Here is a 13,289-nt window from a genome sequence, read left to right as displayed (position 1 = left end):
GATCAGATTAATTGAGTTTTAAATCTTTCATGAAATCTTCCGCTAAAGCCTTTTGTGCTTTATCGTCAGATAAGTTTTTACGGATAAGCTTTTCGGCTATATTTAATGAAAGTTCTGCAACTTTAGTAGTTACTTCTTTCAAAGCAGCATTTTTCTCCACCTCGATAGAGCTTTTAGCGTCCGCAATCATTTTGTCAGCTTGCTTTGCTGCATCAGATTTAGCTTCCTCCTTTATTTTATTAGCAATATCCGTTGCTTCTTTCAATAGCTTATCTCTCTCTAATCTTGCCTCTTGCAGTAGTTTTTGATTATCAGCCTGCAACTTTGCCATTTCTTCTTTTGCATTTTCAGCTGATTGTAATGCATCTGCAATACTGCCTTCTCTAGCTTTTAATGAGTTCAAAATTGGCTTCCAAGCAAACTTTGACAATAAAAACAAGAGAACAAGGAAAATGAAGAGCTGCATGAAAAACAAGCCCGGAGAAAAGTCATTTATTAATTGTTCCATCTCTTAATTTGATTAATTTAAGTTTTAAAAAACGCTATTTGCAGCCTAGCGCATACAAATAGCGTTACTTTTTAGGATTAAATCATCCAGCAAGGATCAAAGCACCAAATGCTAATCCTTCTAATAATGCACCGATGATAATCATAGCGGTCTGAATTTTTCCAGAAGCCTCAGGTTGTCTAGCAATACCTTCCATTGCTTTTCCACCAATTTGACCTAGTCCGATACCAGCACCGATTACGATTAATCCTGCTCCAATTAAATTGTACATGATAGTTGATTTATATTAAATTAAACAAAAATACACTTTTAATGATGCTCCTCTACTGCCATACCTATAAACAATGCTGACAGCATTGTAAAAATGTAGGCTTGAAGAAAAGCCACTAATAATTCTATTAGCGTAATAAAAAATGCCAATCCAAATGAAATACTTGAAGAAGCAACAATTCCAAATTGTGAACGCATTGTAATAATCAGAGCAATTAAGCTCATCACTACCACGTGACCTGCCGTAATGTTTGCAAACAAACGAATTAATAATGCGAATGGCTTAGTGAACATTCCCAACACCTCAATAGGCATTAAAATAATCTTCATAAGAACAGGAACACCTGGCATCCAAAAAATATGTTTCCAATAATCTTTATTCCCGCTAAACTGTGTTACAAAAAAGGTAATCAAAGCTAATCCTACAGTAACTGCAATATTACCAGTGACATTAAATCCTAATGGAGTTAATCCTAATAAGTTTAAAATCCAGATATAGAAAAATACTGTGAGTAGATATGGAATGAATTTCTCGTACTTAGAACCAATGTTAGGTCTAGCTATTTCATCTCTAACGTAAATCACTAGAGGCTCCAAAATTCTTCCAACTCCTTTAGGAATTGATCTTTTATTGTATCCCTTAGCTAATGAAATAAATCCTAAGAACATCAATAAAGACGTTAGCAACATCCCTACCACATTTTTAGTGATTGAAATATCCAAAGGCTTTGGATTAGTAGCGTGACCCTCTTCATCTAAGTTGATTTCTCCCTCCGCATTAGTTTCATAAACTTTCCCATGAAACAAGGCAAAGTGTTTCCCATTTGATTCAGCCACCTCATGACCGTGATCAAAGTTAGAGGAAGAAAAAACATGCAATCCATCAGACCATAATATTACCGGAAGAGAAAATCCGTAATGCGTTCCAGTTTTACCACTAGTCCAAAAAGTGAAATCATGAGAATCTTGCAAGTGATGCTGAATATATTCGTTAATCTCCTCTTTAGTGTCAATTTGTCCACCATCTTCTGAACCTCCTGCAACCGCAAATAACGTATTTACGTTGATTAGCGATATTAATAGTGCGAACAACAATGTGTTTCTCATTATAGTTGGATTGATCATTCTACTTTTTACGATTGCCTTAATTTGGGGGCAAAGGTAATCATTTTCTTAATAAACATAATTTTTTTATTAAGTTTTTTACCCTTTGAAATTTCACTCATTATCCTTGGCATTCATTAGCCTTCCGCTATAGATCGCCTCAAATACTAAAAACATAAAAAAGGGAATTATGATAGATATTCGCTCAAGAAAATCCATGGATGTCTCTGAAAAAATAGTGTCTTTAAAGACCAGTACGAAGAGGCCGATCTTAACAAAAACGCTAGCCAAGTAGAAGTAACCCACCTGATCTGGAAGCTTTTTGCTTAAAAGCTCAACTGATCCTACTATAAAAATAAATGCAATGAAGTGAAATATATAAACAGAATCTAATGAGTACGATAAAAACTCATTCTGATTTGAAATATACCATTTTTGAAAAAAAAGTGCAGAAACAGCTATTGCTACTGTTATTAATGTGAAGAGTATAAGTCTTTTGTACATTGATTTATTCCTGAGACCTAATTACTTCTCGGATTACAACAAAAATTGAAAGAAAAACTGCTAAAAGCGTGATTATTTTGGTATAAATATCCGATCCACTTCCAGCAATTTCGTCAATGTATTCACCTAGGAGATGTCCCAGATAAATTGTTACAGCCATTTGAATAGCTAATCCAGAGAATTTTAAATAATTATTAAACGGCTTTTGCTTTTTCAATTTTAGGGTTTGATTGTCCGTTAGCAGTTTCATCTCCTATTTTAATGGATTTGTTGGTAACACCCATTTTACACTCTCCATTAAAAGTAGCACCTGATTCTACAATTAATTTGTTCGTGATTATATCACCATGCACTACTGCAGATGGTTTTAAAACCAATAACTCTGTAATTTCTACAACTCCTTTAACTTCCCCTTCAATCTCCGCATTTTGCGACAATACATTGCCTTCAATATGAGAAGTATTACCTAAGACTAATTTTGATTTAGTTTTGATATTGCCTATTACCTTACCATCAATTCGGATATTTCCAAAGGTTTCTAAATCCCCATTTATCGTAGTTCCTTTACCGATAGTATTGCTTGAACTTGTGATATCTTGTGCCATTTGTATCTTATCTTGCTTGTTATTAAACATCTCCGTTTCCTTTTCCTATTATATTAAAAAGTAATAAATTCTTCCGGATCCACCGGATTTCCATTATACCATATTTCTAAATGAACATGTGGTCCCGTAGTTAGTTCCCCAGAATTGCCAATTATGGAGATTACTTCGCCAGCATTTACAAAATTACCAACTTTTTTCAATAATGCCGAATTATGCCTGATTACTGAAATTAAATTTGCTCTATGTTGAACCGCAATCACATATCCTCCGTCTTGAGTCCATGATGATAATATAACGGTTCCATCCGCAATAGATTTTACTGGTTCATTTGTTTTTGCCACTATATCAATTCCATAGTGGTCAATACTCATGTCGTAAGGTGAACTTACTATTCCTTGAATTGGTGGAAAAAAGAAAATATCTTTTAATTCATCGGAGTAATTATTACTTGAATAGCTGGTTAAACTAAAGTCCTGCTCTTCAAATTCCTGTCTAATAATGGAATCTCCTGCATCTATCTTCTGAGGGTTAAAATCCTTGTTCAGATCATCAGTGTTCACTTGATCTGGCTCTCTATAAGTCTCTCCATCCGGCACGTCTCCCTGTAAAATTGTTTGTAAATTCCCAATAAACCGGTCTTGAGCTCTCAGTCTTGATTTCAGAGAATCCATTTCTATAGTCAAGGACAATAGTTTTTGATTATACTCCATCGTAGTATGTCTTGGATCAAACCATTGTGCCAATAAAGATTGGGATAAATATAATGCCCCAATAAATATTATAATAAAAGATAATAAACTAATAACCGCTACCTTTGCATAAGTAAAGTTAATGGTAGATACTTCAGCCAAGTTTTCTTCGTTTCTTACCACCATTTGATATCTTGTGGTAAGCCAATTGGACATTGTCTTTCTTATTCGCAACTTTGTTTTTTTATTATTTAATGCAAAAATACATATTATCAACGACTCTCAATACTTTTCTTATATGAATCGCTTATTTTAGTCGTTTGAAAATTACAGTGAGTTACTATATCAAAAAATATCGATACCTACTACTAGGCTTTTTCTTAATGATTGCAGCCTGTTCACCTGAAAACTCTGGCCTTGTCGGATATAGTTATCATAATGTTACAGCAAAATACAATGCATTTTTTATTGCAAACGAAAAACTCCAAGAGGTATTATTAGAAATAGAGGATGCTCACCAAAACAATTTTAACAGGGTTTTAAAAGTTAAAGCTCCAATTGACACAAATATTGTTAATGCGAATCAAGAAAAAGTAGACGATATTATAAAAAAAGCATCAATAGCTATTCAAAGACATAAAGTAAGTAAATGGGTTGATGATAGCTATATTTTAGTAGGTATTGCCAGGATGCTAAATCGAGAATATGAAGAATCAATTGAGACCTTAAAGTATGTTAATGTCAATAGTAAAGATGATCAAACAAAATATTTAGCACTTACCTATCTTGTTAGAACCTTTACAGAATATGGTGAATTAAATAATGCTTTAGCAGTTATTGACTACTTAAATAGACAAAAATTATCTAAAGCGAATAAGAGAAAATTGTATCTAAATGCTGCTCATTATTATCAAATCTTAAATGATCCTAATAATGTTATTAAGTACTTAAGCGCTGCCATAAAATTAATGTCCAAAGGTCCTGAAAAAGCTAAAATGCATTTTATCTTGGGGCAACTTTACCAAAAATCAAAATTAGATGCCGTTGCTTATGATAACTATGGAGAAGTTCTCAATAACAGGCCTCCTTATGAATTATCATTTTACGCTAGATTAAACATGGCACAAGTAACAGAGCTGTCGAAAGGTGAGGATATTAAAAAGATCAGAAAGTATTTTGAACAGTTACTGAAAGATGGTAAAAATGTGGACTTTAAAGACAAGATTTACTACGAGATGGGTGAGTTTGAACTAAAACAGGGAAATATTGAAGAAGCTATCCCATTTTATAAATCATCGATCGAAAATAGTGTTGATAATCAACGACAAAAATCTTTCTCCTACCACAAATTGGGCTTGCTGTATTTCGATGAACTTAAAAAATACCCCTTGGCTAAGGCATATTACGATAGTGCTTATAAAATCATGCCGGAAGATGAAACTATTTATCAACAGGTTGCTACAAGACAATCGGTACTTTCAGATTTTATTAAGCAGATAAATACAATTCAAGAAAACGATTCATTAGTAAGTCTTGCCCAAATGGACAGCAGTGCAATTAATAAAATATTTTTGGCACAAAGGAATGAAAGAATCGAAAAAGAAAAAGAAGAAAAAAGAAAACGTGAAAGGGCTGAAAGAAATCAGGCTGCTAACAATAAGACGACTGCATTTGAACAAGGTCCAAATATCCAAACCAATACAGCACCAGGTGGTGGATTTTATTTTTATGATCAAGCAACAGTAGCTCAAGGGAGAAATACTTTTAAAAGAATTTGGGGAAATCGATCATTACAAGATGATTGGAGAATGAAAAGAACACAAGTTTTTGACGAGAGTAGGTCGGAAGAGCAGGAAAGTGCCCCCAAAGAATCTGTAGCTGATAGGGAAGAAGATTTATCTGAAGAGGATTTGATAGCTCAAGAAAGAGAAAAATTCTTTAATTCGATTCCATTTGAAAAAGAGCAACAAGAAAAGCTATTAAACGAAATGGAAATAGCTTATTATAAATTGGGAAATATCTACAATTTTGATTTACAAGAGAAGAAAGATGCCATAGACACTTATGAAACACTCTTAAGCCGCTTCCCAAAGACAGAGTACCGAGCTGAAATTCTTTACTTATTATATATCTATTATGAAGATAAAGAAGAGGTAAAAGCTCAAACATTTGCTAACGAACTACTCAAGAGTTTTCCCAACACAATTTTCGCCAAACTTATAGAAAACCCTAATTATCAGGAAGAAAGTAATTTGGCAAGTGCCAAAGTGAAAGTGATCTACGAAAAGGCCTATCGTCTTTATCAAAATGAAAATTATCAGGGAGCCATCAAAGAAATCAATGAGGGTTTAAACAACTATCCTGAAAATGATTATGAAGACAATTTAAAACTTTTAGAGGCTCTTATTACCGGAATTACGGACGGTAAAAATCCTTATAAGTTCAAGTTGCAAAGCTTTATGGAGAATTATCCAGAAAGTGAATTATACAGCTTTTCTAAAAGCCTTTTAGCTGCAATTGACAACCTTGATAAGAAAAGGCAACAAAATGAACAAATCAAATACGTCCCATTTTTTGAGCAGGCCCACTACTTCGTTGTTCTGTATGAAAAAAATAAAGCGTTGGCTGGTGTACTTCCGCAGGAAATAGAGGATTTCGGAAATAAATTCTTCCCTGAACAAGAATTAAAATCTGGAAATCTTGTTTTTAATGACGACTATTCAATGATACTATTGAGCGAATTTGAGGGAAAAGAGATTGCAGAAGCATTTTTTAAGAAATTTAATAGTGATTTATCACCCTTAAAAAATTTCAAAAGCCTAAATTTTAGTAATTTTGTAATCTCAAAAGATAATTTTCAAATCTTCTATCAAGCAAAAGTGGCGGACAGTTATACTGAATTTTTCAATACAAATTACCAAGTAACACCATAGGCATTTTTTAGATTTGACTGCAAATTTATGAGTTCAACTAATATGAAAAAATCAAAGATATTTAAAGCTGTAGCGGCAATGTGGGCTATTTTTATTATTTCCATCATTGGTTTTGCCTTATTTATTTACAGTATCAGCATTAATCTTAACGGCTGGTATGGGGAACTACCTGGCTTAAAATCCCTTGAAAACCCTAAAAGTGATTTGTCTTCCATCTTATACTTTGCTGATAATAAGGAAATGGGGAAATATTATAGGTATAACAGAAGTCAAGTGACTTTTGATGAACTTTCTCCTAATGTTGTAAATGCACTAATCGCCACAGAGGACATACGCTTTACTGAGCATTCAGGTATTGATCTTAGAGGTTTGGGACGAGTATTCTTCAAATCTATTCTAATGTTTGATAAAAGTGCTGGTGGGGGAAGTACAATTTCACAACAATTGGCCAAAATATTATTTAGGACACGAAGCGATTTATCAAATGGAAGTTTAAATAATGTTCCTGTTCTAGGTTTAGTAATAGCCAAAATGAAAGAATGGATAGTTGCTGTAGAATTAGAAAGATCCTATACCAAGAAGGAGATTATCGCAATGTACCTCAATACATTTGAATTCGGAAGTAATGCATTTGGGATAAAAACAGCTTCCAAAACATTTTTTAATACTACTCCTGACCAACTAACGATTCCTGAAGCAGCTGTTTTAGTTGGTCTATGCAAAAATCCGAATTTGTACAGCCCGGTTTACCAGCCTGAAAATGCATTTCAAAGGAGAAATACTGTAATGAATCAAATGAGAAAATATAACTATATAGATGACACCGCTTATGATTCATTATCAAGCAAACCGATAGAATTAGATTATGACGTTGAAAATCATAATGATGGACTTGCTACATACTTCAGAGGAGTTATTTTATGGGATCTTTTGGCCTGGAGCAAAGCTAATGGCTACGATCTCTATGAAGATGGTTTAAGAATCTATACGACCATCGACAGTAGGATGCAAAAGTATGCTGAGGAGGCTGTTGAAGAACACATGAAGTTCCAACAGGAGCTTTTCGATGAACATTGGGAAGGGAAAGCGCCTTGGAGAGATGAATCCGGAAGAGTAATAAAAGACTTTGTTGAAAATGAAGCTAGAAAAACACAAGCCTATAAATATTGGAAAGATGAGTTTGGAAATGATGAAAAGAAAATATTTCAAAAGCTAAAGGAACCCAGGTCTATGAAGGTTTTTAGTTGGGAGGGTGAAATTGATACAGTACTGAGCACAATGGATTCAATTCGTTATTTCAAGCAATTCCTACACGCTGGATTTATGGCCATGAACCCTAATAATGGTCACATCAAGGCTTGGGTAGGGGGCATTAACTATAAGTATTTTAAATATGACCATGTAAAACAAGGAAGAAGACAACCTGGATCCACATTTAAGCCACTTGTTTATGCAGCTGCAATTGATAACGGATATTCTCCTTGTTACCAAATAGAAGATGTGCCAGTTACATTTGAAGTCCCAGGAGATCCACCAACTTGGACCCCTTCTAACTCAGATGGGAAGTTTTCAGGAGAAACCATGACCTTAAGGCAAGCTATGGCTCGGTCACTAAACTCTGGAACTGCTTACGTTATGAAGAAAATCGGTCCTCAAACTGTGGTCAACTATGCTCAAAGACTTGGTATAGAAAGTCCTTTAGATGCAGTTCCTTCATTGTGTTTAGGCACTTCGGATGTATCAATTTATGAGTTAATTGGTGCTTACAGTACTTTTGTGAACGAAGGCTTTTATACTAAACCATTTTACATTGAAAGGATTGAGGATAAAAACGGAAAGATATTAAAGCAATTTGTCCCTAAAACTGGAGAGGCATTAAGTTCTGAAACTGCCTATGCCATGCTTCATATGTTGAAAGGATCCACCGAAATTTCAGGAGGCACTGCTTTAGGCTTGGATAGGGAATTAAGAGAAGAAAATGAAATAGGAGCAAAAACTGGGACCACTCAAAATTATTCAGATGGTTGGTTTGTTGGTGTAACCAAGGACATCGCTGCTGGCGCGTGGGTTGGGGGAGACGATAGAAGTATACATTTCCGAAATATTGGTTTGGGGCAAGGAGCAAGAATGGCAATGCCAATCTGGGAGAAATTTATGAAGAAAGTTTACGAAGATGCGGAGTTAGCAGTAAGTAAAGGAGAATTTAAAAAACCATCTACTCTGTCCATAGAATTGGATTGTGAGCAATATATGATGCAACAAAACAATGTAACCGATTCCACTGAACAAATTCAAAAATTGGATGTTGATGGCATACAATAAAAAATTGTGAAATGTACGATGCGGTATTTCTCAAGCCTCAAGATTTAAATGAATTACCTAAACTACCTGGGGTTTACAAATTTCATAATTCATCTGGGGAAATTATTTATGTAGGAAAAGCAAAAAATTTAAAAAATAGGGTATCAAGCTATTTCAATAAATCTGCAAATCATAATAGAAAAACAATAAGACTAGTTCGCGAGATTGAAAAAATTGAAATAGCAATTGTCAACTCCGAATTTGATGCCCTTCTTCTAGAAAACTCATTAATAAAGGAGTTACAACCTAAATACAACATTCTACTGAAGGACGATAAATCCTTCCCTTATTTGTGTATTACAAATGAGCCTTTCCCCAGAATTATTTCAACTCGAAAGAGAATTCCTAGAAACGGCACATATTTTGGCCCGTATGCTAGTGTGAGGGCAATGAACAATGTCTTAGAATTAATTAGGAAGTTATATACTATTAGAACCTGTAAACTAAATCTTACAGATCAGAATATTAAAACAGGAAAATTTAAGGTTTGTCTTGAATACCATATTGGCAATTGTAAGGGGCCATGTGAAGGCTTACAAAATCATGATAACTATCAAAAAGATATTAACCAAGCAGCTGAAATACTTAAGGGAAATCTAAATATCCCTAAGCTACACTTCAAAGAGAATATGCAAAGTGCAGCGGATGAACTAGATTTTGAAAAGGCACATAAATTTAAAGAAAAGTTCGACCTCCTAGAGAAATTTCATAGCAGATCACTAGTTGTTAATTCAAGACTTACAGATATCGATGTGTGTAGCATTATATCGGAGGATAAATATGCATTTGTTAATTACATGCGTGTGAAAAACGGAAGCATTAATGCAACCAAGACGATTGAATTAAAAAAGAAGCTAGACGAGTCAGATCAAGAATTACTACTATTAGCATTAATCGATTTACGGAAGCTCTATGAGAGTACTACAAATGAAATTTTAACAAATATCGAGATTGAGAACTTAGCAGAGAGTTTTCATTTTATTAAACCTCAAATTGGGGACAAAAAGAAACTTGTTCAAATGAGTTTGAAAAACGCTTTGTTCTTTAAAAAGGAAAAACTGAATCAAAATGAGTCCAGTAAGATAAAAGAACTTAGGGTACTAAAGCAACTCCAGACAGACCTTCGCCTGAAGGAGCTTCCCCTTAAAATTGAATGTTTTGACAACTCCAACATGCAAGGCACCAATCCAACAGCGTCTATGGTTCACTTCAAGAATGCTCGACCCAAAAAGAGTGAATACAGACATTATCATGTTAAAACTGTGATTGGCCCAGATGATTTTGCCTCTATGACAGAAATTGTAGGAAGACGATACAAAAGACTACTAGATGAACAGCAAGATTTACCCAATTTAATTGTAATAGACGGAGGAAAAGGTCAGCTAAGTGCAGCAGTAAAAGCATTAAATGAATTGGAACTATACGGCAAAATTCCAATAATAGGCATTGCTAAAAGACTAGAGGAAATATACTTTCCCGAAGATCCCTATCCAGTCCATATCAGCAAGAAAAGCGAGTCATTAAAGTTAATTCAGCGACTTAGAGATGAAGCACACCGCTTTGCCATCACCTTCCACAGACAAATCAGGAGCAAGAATAGTTTCACTACTGAACTAGAAGGCATTGAAGGAATTGGAGAAAAAACAATCGACCAGTTACTCAATCATTTCAAATCAGTAAAGAAGATAAAAGAAGCTTCATTTGAAAATCTTAGTAAAATTGTAGGCAACTCTAAGGCCGAGCTAATAATAAAAGCCTTTAAATAAAAAAAGGAAGGTATACACCTTCCTCTTGAACAATTCTAAATCTTTTGATCAATAAGACCACAATTCGTGCTCTTTTTCCATTAATTCATATTCTAACCACTGAGAGGCCATTATACCTTGCTTAGGTGATTCCGAATACACGTCAATAATCATGTTATCATCAGGGTTAGCAACCTTCACGATTCTGGCATTGAACAACCTTAAAGCAAAAGCATCTGCTAAATTTTTATGCTCAGCACTGTTTTGCGGATTAAACCAAATCATTTGTTCTGGATTGCTTCTGAACAGATCCACCAAATCAAGATATTTAAAAACCCCAACTGTTCTTTCAACGCCTGAAGTAAAGTTTGCCGCAGGAATAATAATTTTTACAGCTTGAATATCCCAAACTAGCACGGAACGCTGCTTATCAAATATCATATCCTCTACTATTTCCAAGGTTGACATCTGCCTAACTGTAAATTGGGTAGAAATCTCTGTAGTTGGAGCATTTTCTTCTTCCTCTTCTGCAGCATCAGCTGTATCACCCCATCCATCATCACTACCCCATGCATCACCACCAGAATCTCCCCAACCATCGTCAGCACCACCCATATTCATATCTTTCAAGCTTGGGTCTTCCAATTTTTCCAAGAATTCCTCTTTGGTCATTCTATTAACCATGGAGTCCCCTTTGTAGATAGGAAGTATTCCTGCTTTGGCAGCATTTACTATATGTTTGGTAATTTCATTATTAGATGAAAAGAATGGCTTGTTTTGCTTTTCCTTCAAATCCATTCGTCTCCAAACACGCTTCTTAAAAAACATATCGTCCTCATGAATTGGGTAAACCGAATTTGGATTATACCCATCATTTGCCGATTCTTGAGCTTTTGACGGTTGTACAACAACCATCAACACAACTCCCAATGCTAATATCACAAACTTTTTCATAACCTGTTAATTTCTTAAATTCTATTAATTTAGAGTAATCGGGAAGACTTGCTCACCTAGCGCTACCTCTTCAGTATTTCCTCTAAAATTTCTTCTTAATACTTGATCTACCTGCACTACCAATCTATCTCCTGGTCTTGCATTGGACATCAACTGTGATATATTCACAGTTTCACTTGTAGCTTTTATAGGCTGACCAACAGGTCTAGGCCCTCTGGCTAAGGTGATTGTCCACCTAGTTACTTTGTATTGAGCATCCTTTGGTAATTGTGCTTTAAAGTTGTCATCAGGAATGGCCTCTACCCTCAATACACGTAAAGCAGTAGCTTTTTCACCTTGCTTCAAGTTCACTGGTTTAGAACCAGCAAATACTTGCACGTCAGGTTTAGGTATTCTACGAACATCAAAAACCTTATTGCCTATTTTGGTACTTCCAGAACTTACCCCTAAAGTTACTTTTGGAGCGTTCGGTATAATTGTTACCCTACCTCTTGCTTGTCCTTGGATAGAAGTTCCGCCTTGAACTGAAAATGAAGGATTATATGAAGTTCCTAAGGCAGGAACCAATACGTCTAATTCATTTCCGCAATTCAGATACAACTGGCTTAGAGCAGCAGATTGTACTTGGATTACAGGTTCCGCAACAAAGTATTCAATCTCCTCACGATAAACACTGTCTTTTAATTTTGCAGTTGCTTCATAAGTTTTTCTTGCTGTACCCTCTTCACCGTAAGAACCAGCTGGAGTTACAGTAAATTCGATTTTACCGTTCCCATTTTCAACATCAATTTCATTACCATTAAAAGTCATTTCAGGATCTTCCGCGGAAGAAGATGCCGCTACTATAAGGTCAGCTTTATACTTAGCCCCAGCTGCAACAACTTTGGATTCCGGTAAAGCAACCAATCGAATTAAATCAAATTTCAAATCACCAGCACCCACTTTTCTTGCTAACAAATCTAAAGCTCTTGACTCATAAGCCATAACTTTGTTTTGGTAGTCACTGATAGTTGCTAGAGCTGCAGGAGTTGGAGAGCCCATAAATTCTAAAGTAGCCCAATCTTTACCTTTTTGATTAGGATCATTTTGAAAACGAGGATTTTCATTGGCGTCAAGCGCTAATAAATCGAACGAAACCGCAGAATCACCAACTGCCTGATCGATATACTTCGAATATTCATTTAGCTCCTTTTGAAGTGCTATTCCATTATTTTCGTTTTCAGGTAACATATAGTTACTAACTCTGTCATAATCAGTTTTACCTACTAAGTCACCATTTTCGTCTCTATCACCAGTGATTTTAACAAAAGTTTCTTTGTAAGTTGCCAATTCATTAACCATCTCTCTGGTCTTTTGACGAATCTCTTTAGCCTTATCCAAGATTTTCACATCATCTGGGCGACTACCGGATTCCTCTACAGCATTTTCAATTCTGCGAAGCGTATTACCATTCTGCTCTTTAGCGGCATCAACAGATACTTCTAAGGAGTTATTTATGTCGATGAATTTGTCGAGTACCGTAACACTAACGTTAAGCGCCAAAAGGGCAGTCAGTACCAGGTACATCATGCCGATCATCTTCTGTCTTGGGGTTTCTTTTCCTCCAGCCATATAGA

Annotated in this window: 12 protein-coding genes; 3 read left to right on the top strand and 9 right to left on the bottom strand. The window is 35.2% G+C overall.

Going from position 1 to position 13,289, the window contains the following annotated elements:
* Positions 1–7: 7 nt before the first annotated feature.
* The 7 genes from AAC601_RS14165 to AAC601_RS14135 all read right to left on the bottom strand — a co-directional run bounded on the left by AAC601_RS14165 (position 8) and on the right by AAC601_RS14135 (position 3,896).
* Positions 8–508, bottom strand: a complete 501-nt coding sequence (locus AAC601_RS14165) for a F0F1 ATP synthase subunit B (protein ID WP_303271491.1) — start codon at positions 506–508, stop codon at positions 8–10.
* 82 nt (positions 509–590) lie between these two features.
* Positions 591–779 carry an ATP synthase F0 subunit C gene (gene atpE, locus AAC601_RS14160; protein WP_085516136.1) on the bottom strand — a complete coding sequence of 63 codons (189 nt, stop codon included), beginning with the start codon at positions 777–779 and terminating at the stop codon, positions 591–593.
* Between the two features lie 38 nt (positions 780–817).
* Positions 818–1,885 (bottom strand): F0F1 ATP synthase subunit A, encoded by a 1,068-nt coding sequence (gene atpB, locus AAC601_RS14155; protein ID WP_303271490.1) that lies wholly within the window; start codon positions 1,883–1,885, stop codon positions 818–820.
* Between the two features lie 111 nt (positions 1,886–1,996).
* On the bottom strand, positions 1,997–2,386 hold the full coding sequence (locus AAC601_RS14150) for a DUF6168 family protein (protein WP_340153635.1): 390 nt from the start codon (positions 2,384–2,386) through the stop codon (positions 1,997–1,999).
* 4 nt (positions 2,387–2,390) lie between these two features.
* A complete protein-coding gene (locus tag AAC601_RS14145; protein WP_303271488.1) occupies positions 2,391–2,603 on the bottom strand; it encodes an AtpZ/AtpI family protein in 213 nt (70 codons plus the stop codon).
* Positions 2,581–3,021, bottom strand: a complete 441-nt coding sequence (locus AAC601_RS14140) for a polymer-forming cytoskeletal protein (RefSeq protein ID WP_303271487.1) — start codon at positions 3,019–3,021, stop codon at positions 2,581–2,583. The genes AAC601_RS14145 and AAC601_RS14140 overlap by 23 nt, the downstream gene beginning before the upstream one ends.
* Positions 3,022–3,044: 23 nt before the next feature.
* Positions 3,045–3,896 carry a M23 family metallopeptidase gene (locus AAC601_RS14135; protein ID WP_340153634.1) on the bottom strand — a complete coding sequence of 284 codons (852 nt, stop codon included), beginning with the start codon at positions 3,894–3,896 and terminating at the stop codon, positions 3,045–3,047.
* Positions 3,897–4,000: 104 nt separating this feature from the next.
* On the opposite strand from AAC601_RS14135, the gene AAC601_RS14130 reads away from it, so the two are divergent.
* From AAC601_RS14130 to uvrC, 3 genes are read left to right on the top strand one after another with little or no spacing between them, the layout of a single operon-like run.
* A complete protein-coding gene (locus AAC601_RS14130; protein ID WP_340153633.1) occupies positions 4,001–6,613 on the top strand; it encodes a tetratricopeptide repeat protein in 2,613 nt (870 codons plus the stop codon).
* A gap of 42 nt (positions 6,614–6,655) precedes the next feature.
* A complete protein-coding gene (locus AAC601_RS14125) occupies positions 6,656–8,935 on the top strand; it encodes a transglycosylase domain-containing protein (RefSeq protein WP_340153632.1) in 2,280 nt (759 codons plus the stop codon).
* A gap of 11 nt (positions 8,936–8,946) precedes the next feature.
* Complete coding sequence (gene uvrC / locus AAC601_RS14120) at positions 8,947–10,740, top strand: excinuclease ABC subunit UvrC (protein WP_340153631.1); 1,794 nt, start codon at positions 8,947–8,949, stop codon at positions 10,738–10,740.
* Between the two features lie 48 nt (positions 10,741–10,788).
* Here uvrC and gldN read toward each other — a convergent pair whose 3' ends face one another.
* Both gldN and gldM read right to left on the bottom strand, forming a co-directional pair.
* Positions 10,789–11,673, bottom strand: coding sequence for a gliding motility protein GldN (gene gldN / locus AAC601_RS14115; protein WP_340153630.1), 885 nt, complete (start codon positions 11,671–11,673; stop codon positions 10,789–10,791).
* Positions 11,674–11,697: 24 nt separating this feature from the next.
* A complete protein-coding gene (gene gldM / locus AAC601_RS14110; protein WP_303271481.1) occupies positions 11,698–13,284 on the bottom strand; it encodes a gliding motility protein GldM in 1,587 nt (528 codons plus the stop codon).
* Positions 13,285–13,289 lie beyond the last annotated feature (5 nt).

The sequence above is a fragment of the uncultured Marivirga sp. genome (genome assembly GCF_963974845.1).
Classification (GTDB): Bacteria; Bacteroidota; Bacteroidia; order Cytophagales; family Cyclobacteriaceae; genus Marivirga; species Marivirga harenae.
Note: the sequence above shows the minus strand (reverse complement) of the source record. Positions and strands in the feature narration are given on the sequence as shown.